Source organism: Sulfuriferula plumbiphila (assembly GCF_009938015.1).
Classification (GTDB): domain Bacteria; phylum Pseudomonadota; class Gammaproteobacteria; order Burkholderiales; family Sulfuriferulaceae; genus Sulfuriferula; species Sulfuriferula plumbiphila.
The window spans coordinates 957,405-981,559 of record NZ_AP021884.1 but is presented as its reverse complement, the minus strand read 5'-3'; the positions used below and the strand labels follow the sequence as shown (position 1 = coordinate 981,559).

Sequence of the window (24,155 nt, the reverse complement as noted above, 5' to 3'; positions counted from 1 at the left end):
AATTTATTCATGCGGTTGTCAAATATCTACTCATGCAGCAGGCTCGGAGATTGAAAGCCTGCGCTACAGACCATGAGCAAAGCCCATGCCAACCAGATAATTTCTTTTTAATCATTTAGTTGTGATTTATTTTCGCGACTGATCATGGAGCTCAGTGTCTCCGCTTCCAGACACCTCCAATGCAGCAACCGCGCCTATGCCCTGGAACCATCTGAATTTTCAAATCGGAAAGCAGAATAGCGCTGGATTCGCGCAATGGATAAACAGCACATGATCAATCAAACAGGGAATGCGGCACTTCGGAACGGCTCAAGAGATGGGTAAATCGCCCTTGTCTCTTGCTGGAGACACTTAATCCATAGCGTTTTTATTAATCGGACTAAATCAAAAGCCTGGGTCGATTTATCGATGTTGCCAAATGGCGACGCGGAAAATGGCGAACAAGCTGGCGCTTCAGTTTGACCGGTATGTCTTGGCCGGGATGCAAGGCAGCCCCCTCAGCCAGGACAGTCTCAGGTCGAGTTCAAGAGGATAGCCGATCATACGCAGCAGACCGACGCGGTGCCGGTTTTGGTTCTGTTTCCAGTTCTGCACTGTCCAGCGAATCATCGGCCCTTCCCGGATTCGGCGATTTGAAACTCACCGATCCATTGGCCGCGCCGATTGTCGATGAACAGATGTTTAGGTACGAAAGCCGATGGTTTTTTAATCGGGAAATCCGTCAGGGGTGTTTCATCGCCGCCCAGATCGCTTATGCGGCAAGCCTTGGTCATCACGGGACGGAACCTTACTTTCAGTTGCGGGGTGACAGACACAAAATTTTCCGGACAGGCGTCTTGCCGGAACCGGACAGCTTTACGTATCAGGCAGCTGAACAACAGTTCCATTTCGACCCATAGCGGGGTTTTCAGCTTATTCAGGGCTTTTTCAGCGGCTTCGCTCCATTCAACCCGAACGCTTTTTCCCAGAATTTCGATGGTTGCCATCATGACATCTGCCCCTGTGCGGTTATGGAATTCCCTGGCTATTGCCGTTTACAGGCCTTGCCGTCTAACCGGCTATCGGAATGCAAGCTCAGGCAGCGAACGTTTTAAAGCATCCAGGCAATCGCCATCGATCGCAGTGCCGCGTTCTTTTTCCATGATGGCGATGGCTTCCGGTACCGCTATCGGTCCGCGGTAGGGCCGATCTGCAGTAATCGCATCAAAAATATCAGCGACCGTGATAATCCGGGTTTCGAGGGGGATACGCTCGGCGCTCAGTCCACGCGGATAGCCTTTGCCGTCCAGCCGTTCGTGGTGTGCTGCGGCGACAAAAGACAGCTCCGAAAAAATACTCATACGCGCCAGAATCTGTTCCGAATGGGCCGCATGCGATTTAATCTGCTCCCATTCGTTTTCATCCAGCTTGCCTGGTTTATCCAGCACCGCATTGCTCACGCCGAGCTTGCCGATGTCATGCAGCAGCGCCCCCCGGCGCAGCCACCTTTGCCGCGTCCGGGGGATATCCATGGCTTTTGCCACGGTCTCTGTATAAGCAGCAACCCGGCTGCTGTGGCCGTAGGTGTAGGGGCTTTTCGCATCGACTACCTGGGCGAAAGCTTCGGCAATGGTATCCAGCCGGCATTCATCAATCCTGATAACTCTGGATTCGGGCTCCAGCAGGCTGACTTTTTGCTGCAACCCGTCGTCAGTTAAACCTTTCCAGAAACCGGGTTGTTTCTCGACCTCACTGAAAGCGTTCACCACGTCAGGATCAAACCACGATCCCGCGCGTTTGCCGACTTCCTCCCTGGCAAGTGGCATGCCGCCAGCGCAATGGAACACATCCACAACCTGCGACAGCAAAGCGATTCTGGCATTGAGGGGTATCAGCGGGCCCTGCAGGCGGGCAGGTTTGCCGTTGCCATTCCAGTGTTCGTCGAGACAGCGGATGCCGGCTGCCACTTCATCATCGAAGCCAAGCTGGCGGGCAATGCCAGCGCCGCGTTCGCAACGCGTGGCGACCAGTTCGGTGGCGAATTCGTCGCCATTCTGCGCCAGATTCATAATGCGGGTAACCCGCTCATGCAAGGATTTGCCAACTCCTGCATGGGCGAGCACGAATCGACCCAAATGCATCAAGCTGTCTGAATCGACCTGCTTGAAGTCGCGTTTGATCAGGCGCTCATCCGCGCCGTAGAGCTCAAACAAGCGTGCGGCATTACTGCTGCAACCCGCATCCTTGAGCAGAATGGTGTAATAAAGGTGCGACAGCTCCCGGCAGTTCATGCCCATGCGCTGGCCCACATGCATGCCAATCCAGCAGCTGCGCAGACTATGTCCGGCAGGTAAGCCCTCGGTCAGATCCAGGGCATAGCTGAGCGAGCCGATAATCGTGGAAAGCGAAATCTGCTCAATTGTCGTTGATTGATGCTCATCGATAAAATCCATAACAGACAGTTGCGGCATTTTTTTCAAAAACTTTACCGGCAAACCGGTCTCTATCACCCGATGCCGGATACCTCTCCAATTCGCAACCACATGGCAACCGTTATACTCGCACATGAATTAAATTTTCACGGTGCACAATCGGGGCACAAAATCAGTTCAATTTGAAGGAGAAACAGGCAATGAAAACCAGGGCAGCAGTCGCATGGAAAGCCGGACAACCGCTGACGATCGAGGAGGTGGAGGTGGGTGGTCCACGCGCCGGGGAAGTGCTGGTGGAAATCAGGGCAACCGGAATTTGCCATACCGATTACTACACTTTGTCCGGTGCCGATCCAGAAGGTATTTTCCCTGCCATCCTCGGTCACGAGGGTGCCGGGGTGGTGGTGGACGTCGGCCCCGACGTCAAAAGCCTGAACAAGGACGATCACGTCATCCCGCTGTATACGCCGGAATGCCGTCAGTGCAAGTTCTGCCTGTCGCAGAAGACCAATCTGTGCCAGGCCATCCGATCCACCCAGGGCCGGGGACTGATGCCGGATGCGACCAGCCGTTTTTCCATCGCCGGCAAACCGGTTTTTCACTACATGGGCACTTCCACGTTTTCCAATTACATCGTGGTGCCGGAAATCGCGCTGGCCAGGATTCGCGAGGATGCGCCGTTCGACAAGGTCTGCTATATCGGTTGCGGCGTGACCACCGGCGTAGGTGCGGTGATTTTTACCGCCAGAGTTGAAGCCGGAGCGAATGTGGTGGTATTCGGCCTGGGCGGGATCGGGCTGAATGTCATCCAGGCCGCGCGCATGGTGGGCGCCAACAGGATCATCGGCGTCGACATCAACCCGGCACGCGAAGCGATGGCGCGCCAGTTCGGCATGACCCATTTTGTGAACCCCAAGGCAGTGGACAACGTGGTGGACCACATCATCGCGCTGACCGATGGCGGCGCCGATTACAGCTTTGAGTGCATCGGCAACGTCACCACCATGCGTCAGTCGCTGGAGTGCTGCCACAAGGGCTGGGGACAATCCATCATCATCGGCGTTGCCGCTGGCGGCGAGGAGATCAGCACGCGACCGTTCCAGCTGGTGACCGGACGGGTCTGGAAGGGCTCCGCGTTCGGCGGTGCGCGCGGGCGTACCGACGTACCCAAAATCGTTGACTGGTACATGGATGGCAAGCTCAATATCGACGACCTGATTACCCACCGCCTGACGCTGGATCAGATTAACCAGGGCTTCGACCTGATGAAGCGCGGCGAATCGATTCGTTCCGTTGTGATTTACTGAGGCGCTGACCATGCTCGAATGCATCAGCGAACACGCCTGCTTCGGCGGCGTACAGGGGTTTTACCGCCACAACTCGGCTGTCATCGGTCTGCCGATGCGGTTCTCGGTATATCAGCCGCCGCAGGCCAAAGAACATCCGGTGCCGGTTCTGTTCTATCTGGCGGGGCTCACCTGTAGCGAGGAAACCTTCATGATCAAGGCCGGCGCGCAGCGTTTTGCCGCGCGGCACGGCATCATGCTGGTGGCACCGGATACCAGCCCGCGCGACACAGGTATTGCGGGCGCAACGGACAGCTGGGATTTCGGCGAGGGCGCGGGGTTTTATGTGGATGCGACACAAGCGCCGTGGCACCGGCACTTCAAAATGCACAGCTATGTCACACAGGAGCTACGCCGTTTGATCCTCGACGCATTCCCGGCGCGCGCAGACCGTATCGGCGTGTCCGGTCATTCCATGGGCGGGCATGGGGCGCTGGTGCTGGCGCTGCGCAACCCGGATATTTATCGCTCGGTGTCGGCATTTGCGCCCGTGGTTGCACCAGCGCAGTGCCCGTGGGGGCAGAAAGCCTTCACCAGCTATCTCGGTTCCGATCAGGCCGACTGGCAGCAATACGATGCCACCGAACTGATGAAAAAACGGACGCTGCCCTTCCCGCACGGTATCCTGATCGACCAGGGGCTGGACGACAGATTCTTGCAGGAACAACTGCTGCCGGATGAATTTGAAGCGGCGTGCGCAGTCGCACAACAGCCGCTTACCCTGCGTCGACACGCCGGTTACGACCACAGCTACTACTTTATAGCCACATTTATCGAAGACCACCTCGCGTTCCACCAGCGCATTCTCAGTGCATAACACATGATCTCCTGGCTCAAACTGACCAGCTTCGGCGGCATTGTCGTGACCGCGCCGGCAGCGGCCGCCATTACTGCCTGGCTGATGATGGGACGTGCCTGGCGGCTGGCTGCCTGGTGGTGGGTACTGTTTATCGGCGGCATGGCATTGGTGGTGGCGACGAAAATCGCATTCATAGGCTGGGGATTAGGCATCCGTGTGCTGGATTTTACCGGCATCAGCGGCCACGCCATGCGCGCGACTGCGGTGTATCCGGTACTGTTTTATCTGGTGCTGCTGCGTACCGCACCATTGGTGCGCATGCTGGGCGTGACGACGGGGTTTGGCGTCGCCATTGCCATCGACATATCGCGCGTGGTGATTCACGCACATTCGATTTCAGAGACGGTGGCAGGCTGCGTGCTGGGTGGTTTGATCAGCCTGGTTTTTCTGCGCAGTGCGGCTTCGCTCAAAGCCTTTCCCGTCAGCCGTGGGGTGCTGGCAGCCGGGCTGCTGGCCGTAGTGGCCGCTTCCTGTCTGAAGCCGGTTCCCACCGAGCGCTGGATTGAAGACGTGGCACTTGCCCTAGCGGGACACGATCAGCCGTTCACCCGCATCGGCTGGAAACCGCGGTCCGTGCACTTCCAGTCGTATTAGCGTCACCCCGGCTTGGGGTCGGCAATATGATAATGCGTATCTTCGAGCACGTTGACCTCGACCATGTCCCCCGCCTTTTCCAGCAACTCCAGGCAATCCGGACCGAGGTGGCGCAGGTGCAAGCGCTTGCCCGCCTGGCGGTAACGCCCGGCCAACCTGTCGATGGCGACAATGGCCGAGTGATCCTTGACGCGCGCGTTGTGGAACTCGATCACCACGTCCTGCGGGTCGTCTCCGGGTGTGAACAGGTTTTGAAATGCCGCTGTCGAGGCAAAGAACAGCGTGCCTTCCAGTTCATAGACTTTCCAGCCCTGCGGGTCAATATAGGCTGCCACCCCGATGCGTTTGGCATGTTGCCAGGCAAACACCAGCGCAGCGATCATCACGCCCACCAACACCGCGATCGCCAGGTCGGTGAGCACGGTAATCAGCGTCACCGCGACGACAATGAAAGCGTCGTCGCGGGGTATCTTGCGCAGGGCTTGCAGGCTGCCCCATTCAAAAGTCTGTTCTGCGACCACGAACATCACGCCGATGAGCGCTGCCAGCGGGATGCGTTCAATCCAGCTGGCAGCGAACAGGATGAACGACAGCAAAAACAGCGCGGTGGCCATCCCGGACAGGCGTCGGATCGCGCCGCTATTCACGTTGATCATGCTCTGACCGATCAGGGCGCAGCCGCCCATGCCGCCGAAAAATCCGGTGACCACGTTGGCCGCACCCTGCGCCATGGATTCGCGATCGGGCTTGCCGCGGGTGTCGGTCATCCCGTCAATCAGGTTCAGCGTCAGCAGCGTCTCGATCAGGCCGATTGCAGCCAGGATCAGCGCATACGGAAACACGATGCGCAAGGTTTCCCAATTCAGCGGCACGTCGGGCAGATGGAAGCTGGGCAACCCGCCAGCAATGGAACCCAGATCACCCACGGTTCTGGTTTCAATGCCCAGCGCCGCCACCAGCACCGCCACCACCAGAATCCCCGCCAGCGTGGCGGGGATGGCCCTGGTGAATTTCGGCAGCAGATAAATAATCGCCATGGTCAGCGCAATCAGGCCGAGCATGGTGTAGAGCGGCGTACCGCTCATCCAGTGCTGATTACCCTCCGCTCCCAGGGTTTTGAAATGCCCGAACTGCGCCATAAAGATAACGATGGCCAGCCCGTTAACGAAGCCCAGCATCACCGGATGCGGCACCATGCGGATGAGCTTGCCGAGTTTGGCAAAGGCGAACAGCATTTGCAGCACGCCCATCAGCACTACAGTAGCGAACAGATACTCCACGCCATGCGTGACCACCAGCGCCACGATCACCACCGCCAGGGCGCCAGTCGCGCCCGAGATCATGCCAGGGTGGCCACCGAAAGCCGAGGTAATCAGCGCGACGATAAAGGCGGCATACAAACCGGTCAGGGGCGAGACATGCGCCACCAGCGCAAACGCAATCGCCTCGGGCACCATCGCCAGCGCCACGGTGAGGCCGCTGAGCAGGTTGATTTTAATTTCTTGTGGATTGAGCTTGGTCAATATTTTCTCCAGAAACGGATAGCACAGCCGTTCGCGCTGCCCGAATCGGACTCGGCGCGACAGACGGCAACACAATGCGGCGGGTAATGCGTTCCCCTGGCTGCTCGCAGGGAAAGCTGATGAAACGCAGAAACGAGGGGGCGATGCGCGGAATTACATCGGACGGGTCAGGATCAAGCTGGCTGAATCAGGCGCGATTATCCCACAAGCTTGTTGCATTGTCATGGACGGGCGCCATCACTACTCGGACAGCACGCCGTCATGAAACATCAGCGTCGCCAGGCGCTGTCCGTGGCGCGCCTCCACCGTGATGCGCGAGATGGCGGCACTGCCCACCTGGATGCGGTAGGCATTGTGAGCGGGCATGCCCAGCACACTGGCCAGCAACATGCGGATCACGCCCGCATGACACACCACCAGCAGGTGCTCGCCGGAATGCGCATCGAGCATGGCTTGCCAGCCGGCCGTGACACGGGCATGAAAATCCGTCAGCAGCTCCGCGCCAGCCGGGCGATGTGCTAGCGGGTCGCATTTGAAGTCGAACAGCAAGTCAGGATGATGGGCAGTGAGTTGTGCGGCGGTTTGGCCTTCCCAGACACCGAAGGTAATTTCCTGGAAGCGCGCTTCCACGCTGACCGGGATGCCGCGCGTCTCAGCCAGTGCATCGGCAAAAGCCAGGCAGCGGCTGAGCGGCGAGGTGACGATGCGTTGCCATTGAGCATAATCACCCACTGCATTCCACATCTGCGCCCAGCCTTTTTCCGACAGCGGGTCGTCGGTTTGGCCGCGATATTTGCGTCCGCCCACGGGCTCGCCGTGACGGATCAGGTCGATAGTGGTCAGCATGTCAGCTCCTGAAACAAAGCGCGATTATAGCGGCTCAATCGCGTTAGAATGATGCGGCCAATCCGAGGAGAAAAACCATGCAGCAATCCAAACAACGGCGCGCGTGGCCGTGGGTCGCAGGCTTAGTCATCGTGCCGCTGGCGTTGTTTGCCGCTTATACCTGGGTGGTGCTGAACTGGTCGTATTCGTCCGGAGACCGTGCGGGATATGTGCAGAAATTTTCCAAAAAAGGCTGGCTGTGCAAGACCTGGGAAGGTGAACTGGCGATGGTCACCATGCCGGGAACGCTGAGCGAAAAATTCTACTTCACGGTGCCTGACGCCGCCGTGGCGGACAAGATCAACAAAAGCCTGGGCAAGCGTGTGAGCCTGACTTATGACCAGCATGTAGGTGTGCCGTCCACCTGCTTCGCAGAGACCGAGTATTTCGTCAAAGATGTTCGCGTCGTCGAGTAAGCGTCAATTCATGAAACGTCGGGGTTAAAGGTAAACTGCGGGCATGGTCAGAATCACTCCCCGCCCCTACCCCGAATCCGCCGCCCGCACGCTTGCTGCCAGCGGCCTGCATCCGGTGCTCGCGCGCATTTATGCGGCACGCGGCATAGTCCGGCCGGTGCAGCTGGAAACCCAGCTCACCGGGCTAATTTCCTTCGATTCTCTCAAAAACATTCATGCCGCAGCCCGGCGCCTGGCAGATGCCATCACCCGGCAGGAGCGGGTTTTGGTGGTGGCGGATTACGATGCCGACGGCGCCACTGCCTGCGCCGTGGCACTGCGCGGGCTCGCGTTGCTGGGCGGCAGAGCAGATTATCTGGTGCCGAACCGGTTTGAGTACGGCTACGGCCTCACACCCGAAATCGTGCGCCTGGCTGCCGAACGCCGCCCCGCTCTGATCGTCACCGTGGACAACGGCATCGCCAGCGTGGCCGGCGTGGCCGAGGCAAAACGGCTGGGCATCGAAGTGCTGGTCACCGACCACCACCTGCCCGGTGACGCGTTGCCCGAGGCGCTGATCGTCAATCCCAACCAGCCGGGTTGCCCCTTCCCCAGCAAGAATCTGGCCGGGGTGGGGGTGATGTTTTACGTGTTGCTGGCGCTGCGCGCCGAATTGCGCTCACGCGGCGTGTTCACCGCAGACACACTGCCCAATTTGGCGCAACTGCTCGACATCGTGGCGCTGGGCACGGTGGCTGACGTGGTACGGCTGGACGCCAACAACCGCATCCTGGTTGAGCAGGGTCTGCGCCGCATGCGTGCGGGGCGGGCGTGTGCCGGTATCCGCGCGCTGTTTCATGCCGCCGGACGTGATCCTGCGCGGGCGTCGGCGTTTGATCTCGGTTTCACGGTGGGGCCACGCCTCAACGCTGCCGGGCGGCTGGAGGACATGTCCTTGGGTATTTCCTGCCTGCTCACCGATGACGACACCGCCGCGCTCGCCATCGCCCAGCGCCTGCACGCACTCAACGCCGAGCGCCGCAGTATCGAAGCCGACATGCAGGAAACCGCGCTGGCCTCACTCGACGCCATCGAGACCACCGACAGCTACAGCCTGGCGCTGTTCGACGCGGGCTGGCACCAGGGCGTGATCGGCATCCTCGCCTCGCGTCTCAAGGACAAATTCCATCGTCCCGCAGTGTGCTTTGCGCGCGGCAACGACGGCGAGATCAAAGGCTCCGGCCGTTCCATCGGCGCACTGCATTTGCGCGACGCGCTGGACATCGTGTCCAAGCGCGCACCCGACCTGATTCTCAAATTTGGCGGCCATGCAGCGGCGGCCGGGCTGTCCATCCGCGAGGCCGATTTTGCCCGTTTTGCCGCGCTGTTCGAGGAAACCGTGCAAGGGCTGCTGTCGCCCGGTGATCTGGCGAAAGTGATCGAAACCGACGGCGAGTTGCCGCTGGAAACCTTGAATCTTGAACTCGTTCAGGCACTCGACGGCCAGGTGTGGGGGCAAGGTTTCCCCGCGCCCAGCTTCAGCGGCGTGTTCCGCGTCGCGCAGCAGCGTGTGGTGGGAGAAAAACACCTGAAACTGCGCCTGGAAATGGCCGGACGGCTGTTCGAGAGCATCCTGTTTTTCCGCGACCAGCCGCTGCCCGAACACATTCAGGCCGTGTACCGGCCCGAAATGAACATCTACAACGGCTCGGCCAGTCTGCAATTGAAGCTCGAGCACTGGGCCGAGGAGACCTGAATCAACACCGGATCCATTACTGACGGCGGCCTGGAACATCTGCCCGCCTTCGCCATCAGCCTGGCCATCGGCATGCTGATCGGCCTGGAACGCGAGCGCGCACCCAGCGCCAAGGCCGGGTTGCGCACCTTCACCCTGGTGGCGCTGTTCGGCACGCTGGCGGCTTTATTGTCGGAGCAAACCGACACCGCCTGGGTGCTGGCCGGTGGCCTGCTGGTGGTGGGCGGCATGATGGTGGCGGCTTACGCCCGCGCCCCGGACCTCGGGGACGATCCCGGCACCACCACGGTGGCGGCCATCGCCCTGTGCTACGGGCTGGGCGCGCTGGTGTGGTATGGCTACCACCAGCTGGCGGTGATGCTCGCCATCGTCTCCACCGTGCTGCTCTACTTCAAGACTGAACTGCACGGCATCACGCGCAGCCTTACGCGGCGCGACCTGATTTCCTTCCTGCAGTTCGCGGTGTTGTCGCTGGTGATCCTGCCCCTGCTGCCGAATCAGGATTACGGTCCTTACCGTGCGCTCAATCCGTATCAGATATGGTGGATGGTGGTGCTGATTTCCGGCGTCAGCCTGGCTGGCTACACCGCGCTGCGCATCGCCGGGCAGCGCCACGGTGCGCCCCTGATGGGGCTGCTCGGCGGCCTGGTATCGAGCACCGCCACCACGCTGGTGTTCGCCCGCCACGCGCGTGCCAACGCGGCGCTGATCCCGGTTGCCGCAGTGGTGATCCTGCTCGCCAATCTGGTGGTTCTGGTGCGCCTCGGTGTGATCGCCGCGGTGGTGTCGCCGCGTCTGCTGCCGGCGCTGTTGCCGGTGCTGGGCGGCGGCCTGGTGTTCGGGCTGGCGGGCACAACGCTGCTGTGGCGCGGCTTGCGCGGTCCGGACGAATTGCCCGATCTGGCGCTCAACAATCCCACCGAGATACGCACCGCACTGGGCTTCGGCCTGCTCTACGCGGCGGTACTGTTCGCTGCCGCGTGGCTTTCCGACTATGCCGGCAGCCAGGGCCTGTACGCGGTGGCGCTGGCGTCTGGCCTCACCGACGTGGACGCCATCACCCTCTCCAGCCTGCGCCTGTTCGAGCTGGGCAAGCTGGCGCAGAACCAGGTGGTGACGGCGGTGACACTGGCCTTCATCGCCAATATGGCATTCAAATCCGGCCTGACGCTATTTGTGGGCGGAGGGCTGCTGGCGCGCAAAACCGCTGTGGGCATGCTGTCCATCGCTGTGGGCACGGGGGTGGCATGGGCAGCTTTCCACGCATAATTCCAAACCAATTGGACAGGATCATCCTGTGAATCCTGAAAAATCCTGTCTAATGCACTTGCTCCGTAAAAGCTAACGACATGCCTCCTCCGCCAACCTACACCTGGTCTTACGTGCTCGGCATCGCCCGCGAGCACAAACGCGCGCTGCTGGTTGCCAATCTGGTCGCGTTGTTTGCAGCTGCCGCCAGCGTGCCGATTCCGCTGTTGCTGCCGCTGTTGGTGGATCAGGTATTGCTGCACAAACCGGGCGCACTGACCCACTTTATCGACCAGCACTTTCCCGTCGCCTGGCACGGGCCGCTGCTGTATATCGGCGCGGTGCTCATCGCCACGCTGGTGTTGCGGCTGAGCGCCATGCTGGCAGGCGTATGGCAGAGCCGCGAGTTCACTCTGATCGCCAAGGACGTGACCTACCGCCTGCGCCGCCAGATGCTGACGCGGCTGTCACGCATCGCCCTGTCCGAATACGAAACCCTGGGCAGCGGCACGGTGGCCTCGCATTTTGTAGTGGATCTGAACGCGGTGGACGATTTCATCGGCGCGACTGTGGCCAAGTTCGTGGTGGCAGTGCTCTCGCTCATCGGCGTGACCGTAGTGCTGTTGTGGATGCATTGGCAGCTGGCGCTGTTCATCCTGCTGCTCAATCCGCTGGTGATTTACTTCACCATGGTGCTGGGCAAGAAGGTGAAAGACCTCAAACGCTTCGAGAACAGTGCGTTCGAACTGTTCCAGCAAGCGCTCACCGAAACCCTGGACGCGATCCAGCAGATCCGCGCCGTCAACCGCGAACGCTACTACCTGGCAAGGGTAATGGAGCGGGCGCAGGACATCCGTACCCGCGCCGCTGCGTTTTCGTGGCAAAGCGACGCGGCAAACCGGGCGTCGTTTCTGGTGTTCCTGTTCGGCTTCGATATTTTTCGCGGCGTGAGCATGCTGTTGGTGGTGTACTCCAACTTGAGCATCGGCGAGATGATGGCAGTGTTCGGCTACCTGTGGTTCATGATGGGGCCGGTGCAGGACATCCTTGGCATCCAGTACGCGTGGTTCGGCGCCAGGGCCGCACTGGCACGCATCAACCACCTGCTCGCCCTCAAGGATGAACCGCAGTATCCGCACCTGCACAACCCTTTTGCTGACAAACACACCGTGGGCCTGGCCGTGCATGACGTGCACTTCCGCTATGGCGAAAACGAGGTATTGAACGGCGTCAGCCTGAACATACAAGCGGGCGAAAAAGTCGCGCTGGTAGGCGCTTCCGGCGGCGGCAAATCCACTCTGGTGCAGGTCATCCTGGGGCTGTATCAGACGCAAACCGGCAGTGTGTTGTTCGATGGCGTGCCCATCACCGAAATCGGCCTCGACGTGGTGCGCGAGAACGTCGCCACCGTGCTGCAACACCCGGCGCTGTTCAACGGCAGCGTGCGCATGAACCTGACCCTGGGCCGCGACATGGATGAAGCGGCGCTGTGGCGGGCGCTGGCAGTAGCGCAACTGGCCGACACCGTGCAGGCCATGCCCGGCGGACTGGATACCATCGTCGGCCGCCAGGGCGTGCGCCTGTCGGGCGGACAGCGCCAGCGCCTGGCCATCGCGCGCATGATCCTCGCCGATCCCAAGGTGGCGATCCTCGACGAGGCCACCTCCGCGCTGGACGCCGCTACCGAAGCCCGGCTGCACGCGGCGCTGCATGATTTCCTGAAACACCGCACCACCCTCATCATTGCCCACCGCCTGTCTGCGGTGAAGCAGGCCGACCGCGTTTACGTGTTCGACGGCGGCCAGATCATCGAGGAAGGTGCGCACACCGAGCTGCTACGCGGCGCTGGGCTCTACGCCAAACTCTACGGCACGCTGCAACACTGACGAACACCGGGCGCGGCGTCATCCAGGGACAACGGGCGGCGACTGGCCAACCGGCTGCTGTTGCCGGTGCTTGTCATTGACGTCCACGCTATCGCCGGCAGCCGGAATGAAGTATATTTAAATTCAAAGTCTTGGAAATACTCAGTGGTGGTGTGTTTTATTATCCGTATTTGTTGTCGGGGGAAAAACATGAGAGCAAAGCCGCACCACCATCCTCTATCCCCGCGTTGCCTTCTGAATGGATGACACTTCGACGGAGCATGACGCGATGATATCCCCGCCTCTCCGCATCGCGCTGCTTTACTTGCTGCTCTCCGCCTTATGGATAGTTTTGTCTGATCGCCTCCTGCACCAACTGGTTGCCGACCCCTACCTCGCCGAGCGGCTGGCAACCCTGAGGGAATGGACCTTCGTGCTGGCCAGCACCGTGGTGCTTTTCTTGCTGCTGCGCCGCGGGCTTACTGCTACCCGGCGCGCTACCAACACCCTGCGCGAGCGCGAAAGAAATTTCCGCATGCTCACCGAGACCATCGCTACCGCCATCTTCCTTCATCGTGGCGGACGCCTGTGTTTCGTCAACCCCAAGGCGATTGCCTACAGCGGTTATACGCGCGAGGAATTGCTGACCATGGATTTGTGGCAACTGGTGTCTCCCGAGTATCAGGAGATGGTCAAACAGCGTTCTGTGTCGCGCCTGATAGGCGCTGGCGGTCCCGTCTGCTACGAACTCAACATCATCACCAAACAGGGGGAAGAACGCTGGCTGGAGGTCACTGCCGATTCCATTGAATTCGAAGGTGCGCCGGTCGGTCTCGCTACCGCTTACGACATCACCGAGCGCAAGCGTGCGGAGCACCAGATCCACACCCTCAACAGCGATCTGGAGCGCCGCGTCATCGAACGAACCGCAGAACTGGAGGCGGCCAATGCCCAATTGCGATTTTCGCAAGAAAGCATCCGCGAATTGAATGTGGCACTGCAGCAACGGGCGGAAGAACTGCAAGCGTCGGTGCATGAGATGGAAGCCTTCAGCTACTCGGTTTCCCATGACCTGCGCGCTCCATTGCGCGCCATCCAGGGTTTCACTCAGGCGCTGCAGGAAGACTATGCAGCACAGCTCGACCCGGCAGGCCAGGATTTTGCGCAGCGCATTGTCGCCGCAGCCAGCCGCATGGACATCCTGATCCAGGATTTGCTGGCCTACAGCCAGCTGAGCCGCAGCGAACTCAGTCCGAAGCCGGTCAGTTTGTCCAAAATTGTGGCCGAGGCCACATCCCAGCTTGAGGTACAGATCGCCGCGCACCAAGCCGCGATTTCGGTCATTGAACCACTGCCTGAGGTACTCGGGCATCGCCCGACCCTGGTACAAGTGATCACCAACCTGTTATCCAACGCCATCAAATTCGTCGCACCCGGTGTGGCGCCACAAGTGCGGGTATGGGTTGAATCGTATGGGAACGGGGTGCGCTTGTGGGTGGAAGACAATGGTATCGGCATCCCCGCCGAACATGAAGAGCGCATCTTCCGCGTCTTCGAGCGTTTGCACGGTATAGAAACTTACCCCGGCACTGGCATCGGACTCGCCATCGTGAGGAAGGGAATGGAGCGTATGGGCGGCAGCGCGGGTGTGGTATCGCAAGAGGGTAAAGGCAGCCGATTCTGGATAGATCTGCCGGAAAAAGGGGGGGGATGATGAATGTAACGCTGTCAACGCTATTGCTGGTGGAAGACGACCCCAACGACGTGATGCTATTCCGTCGCGCCAAGGACAAGTCGAATCTGGCCAATCCGCTGCAGGTGATGCAAGACGGCGAAGCGGCGGTCGCCTACCTTTCCGGCCAGGGCCAATACGCCGACCGCAATCGCTACCCGTTACCCGCGCTCGTGCTGCTGGATCTGAAGCTGCCGCGCAAATCCGGCCTTGAAGTGCTGGAGTGGCTGCGCCGGCAACCCGGTCTCCAGCGCCTGCCGGTGGTGGTCTTGACCTCTTCCAAGGAAAGCCTGGACGTCGGGCGTGCCTATGATTTGGGGGCGAACTCCTACCTGATCAAGCCAGTGGCGTTCGACAAGCTGCTGGAAATGGTCAAGGTCCTGGGGCTGTATTGGCTGATTCTCAACGAAAAGCCGGATATTCACCTGTCCAGGGGTGAGTGATATGGGAATGAAAGGAGCGAAACAGGCCACCCTGAAATGCCTGCTGGTCGATGACAACCCGGACGATCGCGTGCTGGCCACACGCGCGCTGCAGCTTGAATTTCCCGAGCTGCAGACCGAGTTTGTCACCGACATGGATGAATTCATGCGGCGCATTGAGGTGGGCGATCTCGACCTCGTGATTACCGACTATCAATTGCGCTGGAGCGACGGATTAGCCGTTCTGCGCAGGGTCAAGGCGGCACTGCCGGAATGCCCGGTGATCATGTTCACCGGCACCGGCAGCGAAGAAATCGCTGTGGAGGCGATGCAGGCAGGACTGGATGACTATGTGCTCAAAACCCCCCGGCACTATGCCCTGCTTCCCACTCGGGTGCGTTCGATTTTGGCGCGGGCCGAGCAGCGACAGCTTCTGCAAGTAGCGGAGAATGCCCTGCGCGAGAGCGAATCCCGGCTGCGCGCCATCATCGACACCGAACCCGAGTGCGTCAAAATCATCGACGCAGATGGCCGCCTGCAGTTCATGAATAGTTCCGGGCTGATGATGCTCGAAGCCGACTCGACCGAGCAAGTCCTGGGGAAAAAACTGATCGATATGCTCGTGCCCGAGTATCGGCGGTCTTTCCAGGATTTAGCCCGCAGCGTGCTGGCCGGCAACAAAGGCATCCTCGAATTCGAAATCATTGGTTTCAAAGGTCGCCGCCGCTGGCTGGAAACGCACGCTGCTCCCCTGGTCAATCAAATGGACGGCACTACTTCATTGCTTTCCATCACACGCGACATCAGCGAACGCAAACTGGCCGAAAATACACGAGTGCAACTCACCGCCATCATTGATTCCGCCATCGATTTTATTGGCATATTCGGCAAGGATGGCAAGGTCTCGTTTGTGAACCGGGCCGGGCGCAACATGCTGGGCATCGCCCTGATCGAGGACATCTCCGCCACGCGCATCCGGGATTATCTTCCTCCCTGGGCGGCGGATATGGTGACCGGCAAGGGCATCCCGACAGCCTTGCGTGACGGCGTATGGAGCGGGGAGTGTGCATTGCTCAACCGCAACGGGGAAGAAATCCCGGTTTCAGCGGTCATCGTTGCACACAGGCACCCGGATGGAAGCCTTGATTTTTTCTCCACCATCATGCGCGACGTTTCGGAACGCAAGCACCACGAGGCGCAGCTGCTGCACCTCGCCACTCACGATAGCCTGACCGGGCTGCCCAATCGCGCGCTCTACACCGACCGCCTGGAAGTGGCGATCCTCGAAGCCCAGCGCCATGAGCGGCTGGTGGCTGCGATGTATCTCAACCTCGACCGTTTCAAAACCATCAACGACACCCTCGGCCACGAGGTGGGTAATACGCTGCTGCAGGCGGTCGCCGAACGTCTCCAGGAAAATGTACGCGCCGATGACACCATCGCTCGCCCGGGTGGCGACGAATTCGCGCTGATCTTCACCGACCTCGCGCAGCTCGACGACGTGAACGATTGCACCCAAAAAATTCTGCACAGTTTCAAGGCGCCATTCCGTATCGATGGACATGAATTATTCCTTACCGCCAGTATCGGCATTGCAGTCTACCCGTTTGATGACCCCACCTCGGATGGCCTGCTGAAAAATGCCGCCATCGCATTGAACCGCAGTAAGGACATGGGTGGTGACGCCTACCGGTTTTACACTGCCGAGATGAACGCCAAGGCCCTGCAGCACCTGATTCTGGATAACGCGCTCCACCACGCGCTGGAGCGCGGGGAATTGCAGCTGCATTATCAGCCGCAGGTGAACCTCGTCACCGGCCAGGTATGCGGGATGGAAGCGTTGCTGCGCTGGCAGCACCCGGAACTGGGGATGATTTCTCCCGCCGAATTCATTCCCCTGGCCGAGAAAACCGGCTTGATCGTTCCCATCGGCGAGTGGGTGTTGCGCACCGCCTGCGCCCAGAGCAAGGCATGGCAGACGGCAGGACTGCCTGCCCTGCCCATCGCAGTCAACCTGTCAGGACGCCAGTTCGCGCAGAAGAATCTGGTGCAAACCGTCACCCAGGTACTGGCGCAAACCGGCCTGGCTCCTGACCTGCTGGAACTGGAAATCACCGAAAGCACGCTGATCCAGGACACCCAGGCGTCCATCCCCATGCTCCATGAATTAAACGCCCTGGGCATCGCCATTTCCATCGACGACTTCGGCACCGGCTATTCCTCATTAAGCTATCTGAAGCGCTTTCCGATTAACGCCATCAAGATCGACCAGTCGTTTGTGCGCGACATCTACACCGACCCGAACGACGCGGCGATTGTAAGCGCCATCATCGCCATGGCGCGCAGCCTCGGCATGAAAACCATCGCCGAGGGAGTGGAAACCAACGAACAGCTGACGTTTCTGCGCTCGCGCCAGTGCGATCTGATGCAGGGCTATTATTTCAGCAGACCGGTCACCGCTGGGGTGATCACCCAAATGCTGGGCGAGAGCTGGAATTTAAGTTTTGTGGTAAATCCCTGAGCCTGGATATGTATCAGGGCAGCGCCGTTGCAGAGGGTATTTGTCCTGGAAAAAAGTCAGTCCGGCAGCACTTGCCCGGATCAGTCACCTGCGCCACACAATCCAGCGCCACCGCGAACCATCCATTGGCCGTAGTTGGCTGATCTGTTTCGACGAGAATAACTGTCGCGGCGTTTTCTTGTTATTCGGAACAGAGAGCGAGCTGTGCCTGCTTCGTCGCATCCGCTTGCAACTGGTCAAACAGCCTGACAGCCAGCGCGGCCAGCCGCCCGCGACGAACATCCCAAGCGGTGGCAAGAAATTCGTTCACTGTTGGTTTGACAGCTGATACAAAGAAATCAGCAGCCTTTGCCGTCAAAGGCTTGCCTCTGACAATGGGGCGGACTATCAGTTTTTGGTCTGGAACCGACCGATAACCGACTGCTTTATTTTAAGTTCACGATTGGGCTGTTGCTAGCCCGGTGCTAGCCAGATACGAATAAAAAGGGCCTGCATTTCTGCAAGCCCCTGATTTTATGGTGCGCCCGGAGAGATTCGAACCCCCGACCCCTTGGTTCGTAGCCAAGTACTCTATCCAGCTGAGCTACGGGCGCATTAACGCATGAAATTGTAACATAAGTTCTGGCGGAGAGAGTAGTGATCCGATAAAACCCAACTATAATCTCAACAGAAACAATGAGTTGAAACGAAATCGCATTAGTCGCCAGCTACAGCAATTAGCTACAATTCTGGCCACAAATTTGTGCGAAGCGCAGTGTAGCATAATGGGTGCCAAGCACAAACTTAATTGCTTCCTGGAAGGTTAAAAATGTTCATGAGCAGCAGTATTGAATTGCGCTAAGAATTGCCCCGCATTTGTGTTGACTGCATAGGCTCTTGCAGAGCTTATGCCTGTGTTATCGAAAAAACGTTTTCTGTCCTCAAAATTCTGGATTGAAAATCGCAGCATTGGGGCGGACATCATCAAAAAAAATTCATGCAATAGAAAGCGTTGTTGCTGAACTTAACGCAGCGAACAATAATCTGCTTGCATACGTCACTACAATCGCTGATTCTAGGGGGCACTTCGACCTGGACGCTAAAGCATGTCAACTCATGAGCGATCGTGATGCCGCTCAAGCTAAGCTAGATAAAATTCAATCAATAAGCGAAGGATCGTTCAAGCATGTTTATCACCGTGGGCAACAATGGATAGGCGGTCGCTGAAACAAGTCAAGCACCCCAGGCAAAGCCAATATAATATGGATGCTTAACCTATTGAAAGAAATGTTTTTATTTATACCCTACCCCGTAGTTTCAAAGAGTTACGGAGGGTTTTTATTGCCTTCAAAATGTCACCGGGCACCATGTTTCGCGTCGCCCCGCAACTCCGATAAGCCCCAATACCACTCCACCAGGGACTGTATGCCTCAGTGCCAGGATAAGACGGTCGAGGAATGAGGTGGAATGACCGCTTTTCGACCTTATGTAAAGCTTTGCATAATCGGCCTTTGCGGCCCTGCGTGATTTCCTGCAACCAGTTTTTTAAAAATGTCAGCTTTCGAATTTTCCGAATTGGCGCTTTCGACCCAAAGCAGTAGCAGAACTCAATCGATTCAGCGCTGCAAAAAGGCAGTGGCGCTGAAGGTAGAACAGTCGTAGGCCAGCAGTATTTTCCGGTACATGTTCCCTTTAATCGCTGCGCCTTGATCCTTGACCGGGGTGCGCATCGACCTCCGGCCCCGAGCCTCCCAACGCCAGGAAGAGCTGCGCCGTGTCCATATAGCGCTGGGCGCGTATCCGCACATAGGCTAGGCTCGCCTGCTGATAGCGCCGTTCGGCGTCGAGCACCTGCAGCACGCCGATATTGCCTTCGCGGTAGCTTTTGCGCGTCAGGTCCAGGTTGTCGCAGGCAGCCTGTTGGGCCCTGGTCTGTGCGTCCAGCCCCTCAGTGTCGTGGTCCAGCGCTTGCAGGGAATCGGCGACCTGACCGAAAGCGGTCAGCACGGTCTGCTGGTACTTCGCAGCGCTCGCCTGCATGGCATCCACTGCGGCCCTTCGCTTCGCGCGCAGCGTACCGCCGTCGAATACCGGCGCGACGAACCCGCCGGCGAGACTCCAGGCACTGCTGCCCGAAGCAAACAACTGGCCGATCACGGTGGACTGCTGACTGAAGGAGGCGCTGAGATCTAAATGTGGATAGAGATTGGATGTGGCGACCCCCACGGCAGCCGTCGCGGCGTGCAGTTCCGCCTCGGCCGCCAGGATGTCGGGACGTCGATGCGCGAGCTCGGACGGCAGGCTCACAGGCAGGCGCCGTGGCAAGGTCAGCTGTGCCAGATCGAATTCAGGCAGCGTCCCTTCTGCGGGCGCCTGCCCGAGGACGATAGCCAGCGCGTGCTGCGCGAGACTCAACTCCTGGCGCAGCGGCGGCACTAGCGCAGTGTCAGTGGCGAGCTGACTATCCGCGCTCACAATGTCGAGGCGCGATACGGAACCCGCATCGAAAGCCTCATGCACCAGTTTCAGGTTTTCTCTGTCCTCGTCTAGCAAAGTCTGGACGGTCGCGATCTGCGCGCGCAGCGAGGCGATTTTGAGCGACTCCAAAACCGCATTGCCGGTGACGGTAAGGTAAGCGGCCTTAAGCTGCTGCCGCTGGTAACTCGCCAATGCGTTCTGCTGCTCGACCGAGCGGGCGCCCCCACCGGTGTAGTCGAGGGAGTAGCTGATCGTCGGTCCGACGGCGAAATAGGTGAAGGGTGGCGGTTTGGGCGAAGTGCCAAGAAACTCGGCGCCGTATTTTTCCCGGCCCACCCCGGCTGTCATGCCAACCCGGGGGTAGAGCGTCCCGGCCTGGGCAGCGGCGAGCTCCTGCGCCTGAGCGAGCGTGTAGCCCGCCGCGACGATGGAACGGTTCTGGGCCAAGGCACGTTTGACCACGCCATTGAGCGCATCGGACTGAAACAACTGCCACCACGCCTGGTCAAGCTGTTCGCCCAGGATGGCTTGCTGCGCCGATGCGGTGCGCGGATTCTTGCGTTCCAAATTCAATGGCTGTGCTGTGTAACGGTCTGCATGCGGCGCATCGGGGCGCTTGAAATCGGGGCCTGCCGCGCACCCAGCAAGAATCGTCACCGCCAGCAGGGTTGTCAATGTCGTTCGGTTCATTCGATCACCACGGGCTCTGCCCCCTTTGTTGCCTGAGCGGTCTTCAACAGCATGATCAGCGGGATGGCACAAATCGTGAGGACCATCATCAATTTGAAATCGTTGTTGTAGGCGATCATCGCCGCCTGAGTGCTGACCAGTTGGTTGAGTCGGGCCAGGCCGTTCGTGGTCGAGAGCGCTGCGTGCGGAAGCGCATGCAGCCCTGCCCCATACGGAGTGACCTGTTCGGCAAGGCGAGAATGCATAATCTGCGTGCCCCGTGTCAGCATGGTTTCCACCACCGAAATGCCGACACTGCTGCCGACGTTACGGATGAGACTGAACATGGCTGTTCCTTCGTTGCGATATTGCGGCGACAGTGTCGCGAAGGTGATTGCCGCGAGCGGCACGTAGACGAAGCCGGTTCCGAGACCTTGAATGAACCCTGACCACATGACGAGTGAACTGTCCATCTGCAGGTAGAACCCAGTCATCTGCCACAGCGAATAGGCGGTGAGAACAAAGCCGGTGGCGATGATCAGGCGGGTGTCGATCTTTCCCATGATCCAACCGACGATGAACACGGCCGTCAGCGTTCCCACGCCACGTGGCGCGGTGAGCAGACCGGTCAGGACGACCGGAAAGTGCAACAGATCCTGCAGCAAGGGCGGCAGCAAGGCGAGCGTTGCGAACAGGACAACGCCGACGATGAAGATGAACACGTTGCCGGTGAGGAAGTTGCGGTCCTTGAACAGGGCTGGACTAACAAACGGCTTCTTCGCTGTCGTCAGCATATGCACGATGAAGAGGTATAGCGCAAGACCCGCTACGGCGGCCTCGATGCAGATTTCCGTTGAGTGGAACCAATCCTTGAGCTGGCCGCGGTCCAGCATCAACTGGAAGGCGCCGATGGCGAAACTGAGTGTGGTGAAACCAAAGAAATCAAACGCCGACTTGCGGATTTGCGTCTCCGGCATGAACGAGAGGACACCGAGAAAGGAGAGCACTCCGAACGGCACGTTGATGTAAAACACCCAGCGCCAATTGTAGTTCTCGGTGAGCCAACCGCCGAGTACCGGGCCCAGGATGGGACCGATGATGACAGCCATTACCCACAGTGACATCGCACGAGCATGTTTTTCGGGCGGGTTAATGTCGAGCAGCACGGCTTGCGACATCGGGATCAGGGCTGCACCGCATAAACCCTGAAACAGGCGGGCAAGGACGATCTCAGGCAGAGACTGGGCCAATCCGCACAAGGCCGATGCAACGGTGAAGCCGACGATGGAATACAGAAATACCCGCCGCCGGCCGATCTGCCCGGCCAACCATCCGCTCAAAGGCGTCATGATCGCGGCGGCGATGATGTAGGAGGTGAGCACCCAGGTCATCTGGTCCTGGGTGGTCGACAGCGAGCCCTGGATGCGCGGCAGTGCCACATTGGCAATCGTGTTGTCGAGCGCTTGCATGATGGACGCCAGCATCACCGACACGGTGATTAAGACGCGGTGTTGTGTGCGCGCAGGCTCCTCGGCGACAATCGCGGCTTTGTTCAAGTGCTGCCACCGGATGTGTTGGCCGAGCTCGCCTCGACAGCCCCGAACAGATGGCGTCGGTGGCGCGTGTCGACACTGACGTCGGCGCTCAATCCACCTTGCAGCGGGAATGTGGCCGGATCGAGACGGTCAAGCTCGATGCGCACTGGCAAGCGCTGCACGACCTTGACCCAGTTCCCCGTCGCGTTCTCAGCCGGCAATACCGAGAACTGCGAGCCGGTTCCCGGGCTGATGCTCGCTACCCGGCCTTCAAAGGTCTTGCCGGGATAGCTGTCGATCTTGACCGTGGCCGTCTGGCCGGGGAGCATGTGTGCGAGCTGGTCTTCCTTGAAATTCGCTTCGATCCAGACATCGCGCGTGGACACCAGCGCGAATACCGGCGCTGCAGCATTGATGTAATTGCCTACCTGCAATTCTTCGACGCGCGCGACCACGCCCTCGGTCGGCGCCTTGACCACGGTATAAGACAGATTGAGCTTGGCCCGGTCGAGCAGGGCTTGGGCCTGCTGAACCTCGGGGTGGCGCTTCAGTGAGATGTCAGGATTGCCCGCCAGGTTCGCAACCACGGCGCTGATCTGCTGTTTGATCCCACCCAGCTGTGTACGCGCTTCATCGAACGCATGCAAGGCCTGATCCACCTGCGACTGCGATGCGATACCCGATGCGGACAAACGCCGTTCGCGCTCATACTCAGTCTGCGCGAACTTCAGCGTATCCTGAGCTGATACCAGATCTGCCTGGCGTTGCCGATAGTTCGCCTTCAGCATTTCGACCTTCAACCTTGCGGCGGCGAGCTGCGCGCTTGCAGCGTCGACTGCGATGCGAAACGGCGCATCGTCAAGGCGGAATAGCACGTCCCCCTTGTGCACCAGTTGGTTGTCGCGCACGGCAATTTCCTTCACCCGTCCGGCGACGTCGGCGCTGATTGCCACTTGAGCAGCCTGCACATAGGCATCGTCGGTCTCTTCGAAGCGCCCCCCGCTGAGATAATAATAAGCGGCGACGGCAAGTACCACGACCAGCCCCAGGAGCATCAAAGGCCGGCGCAGGCGAGCGCGCAAGTCTTTCCTCGGCAAAGCTTGCGGCGTGCTGGGTTCTTGCTTGTCTTGTGTGGTTTCGTCCATGGTTGTCATTCTGTTGTGAGTCTGCGTGAACGGCGCTTGCCGCTCACAAGGTTCGGTGCGGACACGCTGGCTGCAACGGCTAGTGCAGCTTCGACCGGCAAATCTTCGAGCTGGCGGAGGTTTTTCTCCAGGCGCTCAAGGACGCCGAGAAAAACATTACGCTCCGACTGGCTGATGCCGGCAAATGCCTCCGCGCGAGTCAGGGCGGCAAGGCGCCAGATTTCATCCAGCGTCGGTTTTGACTTTGGGGTGAGATAGAGGCTGCGCGCCCGACGATCAACGGGGTCGGGCCTCCGCTCAACAGAGCCGTCGGCTTCCATGCGATCGAGGATGCGCACCATCGCCATCGGTTCAATACTGGTGAGTTCGGCAAGCTTGGACTGGCTGATACCTTCGTGGCGTTCGAGAGAAGCCAGAACTTTGCAAGTCGGGAGCGTCAACGACATCTCTTGCGCCCGTTGCTCGAAGCGCCGTACATACCGACGACTGACCTCGGCGAGTAGAAAGCCGAAACGACGTAAGCGATCCATGTAGTGTGCCAATCAATAAGATAACTGTGGATATAATATCAATTGTTATTTGATTTCGTCAATATGGAATTTCACTACATTATTTGCCGTCATCAGATTTAACTTCAGCGCGGCACCCGTAACAGGAAAATCACGCCAATAGCCCGCTATTTTGATAGGAGAGTGCCTGGGCTCTTATACCACCCGGGCTAAGGACAAGTTCGGATAGGTGCGCATTTTGCAATTTGTTCACGGTGCTTATTTAAATAAAATTTGAGCATTA

General features: G+C 59.1%; 20 protein-coding genes and 1 tRNA gene. 12 read left to right on the top strand and 9 right to left on the bottom strand.

Translation table 11 applies throughout. The features are described from left to right. Nucleotides 1-605 precede the first annotated feature (605 nt). Nucleotides 606-989, bottom strand: a complete 384-nt coding sequence (locus GZH91_RS05220; RefSeq protein WP_223264510.1) for a hypothetical protein — start codon at nucleotides 987-989, stop codon at nucleotides 606-608. A gap of 69 nt (nucleotides 990-1,058) precedes the next feature. After that, nucleotides 1,059-2,432, bottom strand: coding sequence for an HD-GYP domain-containing protein (locus GZH91_RS05215; RefSeq protein WP_147071653.1), 1,374 nt, complete (start codon nucleotides 2,430-2,432; stop codon nucleotides 1,059-1,061). Nucleotides 2,433-2,611: 179 nt separating this feature from the next. Here GZH91_RS05215 and GZH91_RS05210 point away from each other — a divergent pair, with 179 nt between their 5' ends. The 3 genes from GZH91_RS05210 to GZH91_RS05200 are packed head-to-tail and all read left to right on the top strand — an operon-like array spanning nucleotide 2,612 to nucleotide 5,210. Beyond that, nucleotides 2,612-3,718 (top strand): S-(hydroxymethyl)glutathione dehydrogenase/class III alcohol dehydrogenase, encoded by a 1,107-nt coding sequence (locus tag GZH91_RS05210; RefSeq protein WP_147071651.1) that lies wholly within the window; start codon nucleotides 2,612-2,614, stop codon nucleotides 3,716-3,718. A 10-nt stretch (nucleotides 3,719-3,728) separates the two neighbouring features. Next, nucleotides 3,729-4,574 carry an S-formylglutathione hydrolase gene (fghA, locus tag GZH91_RS05205; protein ID WP_147071649.1) on the top strand — a complete coding sequence of 282 codons (846 nt, stop codon included), beginning with the start codon at nucleotides 3,729-3,731 and terminating at the stop codon, nucleotides 4,572-4,574. 3 nt (nucleotides 4,575-4,577) lie between these two features. Next, nucleotides 4,578-5,210 (top strand): phosphatase PAP2 family protein, encoded by a 633-nt coding sequence (locus tag GZH91_RS05200; protein WP_147071647.1) that lies wholly within the window; start codon nucleotides 4,578-4,580, stop codon nucleotides 5,208-5,210. Between the two features lie 2 nt (nucleotides 5,211-5,212). Here GZH91_RS05200 and GZH91_RS05195 read toward each other — a convergent pair whose 3' ends face one another. After that, nucleotides 5,213-6,733 (bottom strand): SulP family inorganic anion transporter, encoded by a 1,521-nt coding sequence (locus GZH91_RS05195; RefSeq protein ID WP_223264509.1) that lies wholly within the window; start codon nucleotides 6,731-6,733, stop codon nucleotides 5,213-5,215. Between the two features lie 240 nt (nucleotides 6,734-6,973). Further along, entirely contained in the window at nucleotides 6,974-7,579 is a 606-nt protein-coding gene (locus GZH91_RS05190; protein ID WP_147071646.1) for a histidine phosphatase family protein, read from the bottom strand. A 77-nt stretch (nucleotides 7,580-7,656) separates the two neighbouring features. Here GZH91_RS05190 and GZH91_RS05185 point away from each other — a divergent pair, with 77 nt between their 5' ends. The 8 genes from GZH91_RS05185 (at nucleotide 7,657) to GZH91_RS05150 (ending at nucleotide 17,885) form a co-directional block, all read left to right on the top strand. Beyond that, the gene (locus GZH91_RS05185; RefSeq protein ID WP_198415405.1) at nucleotides 7,657-8,034 is read left to right on the top strand and encodes a hypothetical protein; all 378 of its coding nucleotides are present in this window, start codon (nucleotides 7,657-7,659) and stop codon (nucleotides 8,032-8,034) included. A 43-nt stretch (nucleotides 8,035-8,077) separates the two neighbouring features. Next, nucleotides 8,078-9,769 (top strand): single-stranded-DNA-specific exonuclease RecJ, encoded by a 1,692-nt coding sequence (gene recJ / locus GZH91_RS05180; RefSeq protein ID WP_147071644.1) that lies wholly within the window; start codon nucleotides 8,078-8,080, stop codon nucleotides 9,767-9,769. Further along, nucleotides 9,770-11,038 carry an MgtC/SapB family protein gene (locus GZH91_RS05175; RefSeq protein ID WP_223264512.1) on the top strand — a complete coding sequence of 423 codons (1,269 nt, stop codon included), beginning with the start codon at nucleotides 9,770-9,772 and terminating at the stop codon, nucleotides 11,036-11,038. Nucleotides 11,039-11,118: 80 nt separating this feature from the next. Beyond that, nucleotides 11,119-12,903, top strand: coding sequence for an ABC transporter ATP-binding protein (locus GZH91_RS05170; protein ID WP_147071640.1), 1,785 nt, complete (start codon nucleotides 11,119-11,121; stop codon nucleotides 12,901-12,903). 331 nt (nucleotides 12,904-13,234) lie between these two features. Continuing rightward, complete coding sequence (locus tag GZH91_RS05165) at nucleotides 13,235-14,596, top strand: sensor histidine kinase (RefSeq protein WP_161984180.1); 1,362 nt, start codon at nucleotides 13,235-13,237, stop codon at nucleotides 14,594-14,596. Next, entirely contained in the window at nucleotides 14,593-15,057 is a 465-nt protein-coding gene (locus GZH91_RS05160) for a response regulator (RefSeq protein WP_307723873.1), read from the top strand. Before GZH91_RS05165 ends, GZH91_RS05160 begins: the two co-directional genes overlap by 4 nt. A gap of 1 nt (nucleotide 15,058) precedes the next feature. Continuing rightward, nucleotides 15,059-17,557, top strand: a complete 2,499-nt coding sequence (locus tag GZH91_RS05155) for an EAL domain-containing protein (RefSeq protein ID WP_147071638.1) — start codon at nucleotides 15,059-15,061, stop codon at nucleotides 17,555-17,557. Between the two features lie 40 nt (nucleotides 17,558-17,597). Continuing rightward, the gene (locus GZH91_RS05150; RefSeq protein ID WP_147071636.1) at nucleotides 17,598-17,885 is read left to right on the top strand and encodes a hypothetical protein; all 288 of its coding nucleotides are present in this window, start codon (nucleotides 17,598-17,600) and stop codon (nucleotides 17,883-17,885) included. A 188-nt stretch (nucleotides 17,886-18,073) separates the two neighbouring features. Here GZH91_RS05150 and GZH91_RS05145 read toward each other — a convergent pair. Beyond that, nucleotides 18,074-18,150: transfer RNA gene (locus GZH91_RS05145), tRNA-Arg, on the bottom strand. Nucleotides 18,151-18,490: 340 nt separating this feature from the next. On the opposite strand from GZH91_RS05145, the gene GZH91_RS05140 reads away from it, so the two are divergent. Further along, the gene (locus GZH91_RS05140) at nucleotides 18,491-18,763 is read left to right on the top strand and encodes a hypothetical protein (protein ID WP_147071633.1); all 273 of its coding nucleotides are present in this window, start codon (nucleotides 18,491-18,493) and stop codon (nucleotides 18,761-18,763) included. 465 nt (nucleotides 18,764-19,228) lie between these two features. Here the strand turns inward: GZH91_RS05140 and GZH91_RS05135 are convergent, their stop codons facing one another. From GZH91_RS05135 to GZH91_RS05120, 4 genes are read right to left on the bottom strand one after another with little or no spacing between them, the layout of a single operon-like run. Continuing rightward, nucleotides 19,229-20,704, bottom strand: coding sequence for an efflux transporter outer membrane subunit (locus tag GZH91_RS05135; RefSeq protein ID WP_147071632.1), 1,476 nt, complete (start codon nucleotides 20,702-20,704; stop codon nucleotides 19,229-19,231). After that, the gene (locus GZH91_RS05130) at nucleotides 20,701-22,239 is read right to left on the bottom strand and encodes a DHA2 family efflux MFS transporter permease subunit (protein ID WP_147071630.1); all 1,539 of its coding nucleotides are present in this window, start codon (nucleotides 22,237-22,239) and stop codon (nucleotides 20,701-20,703) included. Before GZH91_RS05130 ends, GZH91_RS05135 begins: the two co-directional genes overlap by 4 nt. After that, complete coding sequence (locus GZH91_RS05125) at nucleotides 22,236-23,363, bottom strand: HlyD family secretion protein (RefSeq protein ID WP_147071628.1); 1,128 nt, start codon at nucleotides 23,361-23,363, stop codon at nucleotides 22,236-22,238. Before GZH91_RS05125 ends, GZH91_RS05130 begins: the two co-directional genes overlap by 4 nt. Nucleotides 23,364-23,368: 5 nt before the next feature. Beyond that, complete coding sequence (locus tag GZH91_RS05120) at nucleotides 23,369-23,893, bottom strand: MarR family winged helix-turn-helix transcriptional regulator (RefSeq protein ID WP_147071626.1); 525 nt, start codon at nucleotides 23,891-23,893, stop codon at nucleotides 23,369-23,371. Between the last annotated feature and the right edge of the window lie 262 nt (nucleotides 23,894-24,155).

Bases quoted from the DNA above. Each gene is read 5' to 3' on its own strand.
- GZH91_RS05220 (WP_223264510.1), bottom strand. From the start codon at position 989: ATGATGGCAACCATCGAAATTCTGGGAAAAAGCGTTCGGGTTGAATGG.
- GZH91_RS05215 (WP_147071653.1), bottom strand. From the start codon at position 2,432: ATGGATTTTATCGATGAGCATCAATCAACGACAATTGAGCAGATTTCG.
- GZH91_RS05210 (WP_147071651.1), top strand. From the start codon at position 2,612: ATGAAAACCAGGGCAGCAGTCGCATGGAAAGCCGGACAACCGCTGACG.
- fghA (WP_147071649.1), top strand. From the start codon at position 3,729: ATGCTCGAATGCATCAGCGAACACGCCTGCTTCGGCGGCGTACAGGGG.
- GZH91_RS05200 (WP_147071647.1), top strand. From the start codon at position 4,578: ATGATCTCCTGGCTCAAACTGACCAGCTTCGGCGGCATTGTCGTGACC.
- GZH91_RS05190 (WP_147071646.1), bottom strand. From the start codon at position 7,579: ATGCTGACCACTATCGACCTGATCCGTCACGGCGAGCCCGTGGGCGGA.
- GZH91_RS05185 (WP_198415405.1), top strand. From the start codon at position 7,657: ATGCAGCAATCCAAACAACGGCGCGCGTGGCCGTGGGTCGCAGGCTTA.
- recJ (WP_147071644.1), top strand. From the start codon at position 8,078: ATGGTCAGAATCACTCCCCGCCCCTACCCCGAATCCGCCGCCCGCACG.
- GZH91_RS05170 (WP_147071640.1), top strand. From the start codon at position 11,119: ATGCCTCCTCCGCCAACCTACACCTGGTCTTACGTGCTCGGCATCGCC.
- GZH91_RS05160 (WP_307723873.1), top strand. From the start codon at position 14,593: ATGATGAATGTAACGCTGTCAACGCTATTGCTGGTGGAAGACGACCCC.
- GZH91_RS05155 (WP_147071638.1), top strand. From the start codon at position 15,059: ATGGGAATGAAAGGAGCGAAACAGGCCACCCTGAAATGCCTGCTGGTC.
- GZH91_RS05135 (WP_147071632.1), bottom strand. From the start codon at position 20,704: ATGAACCGAACGACATTGACAACCCTGCTGGCGGTGACGATTCTTGCT.
- GZH91_RS05125 (WP_147071628.1), bottom strand. From the start codon at position 23,363: ATGGACGAAACCACACAAGACAAGCAAGAACCCAGCACGCCGCAAGCT.
- GZH91_RS05120 (WP_147071626.1), bottom strand. From the start codon at position 23,893: ATGGATCGCTTACGTCGTTTCGGCTTTCTACTCGCCGAGGTCAGTCGT.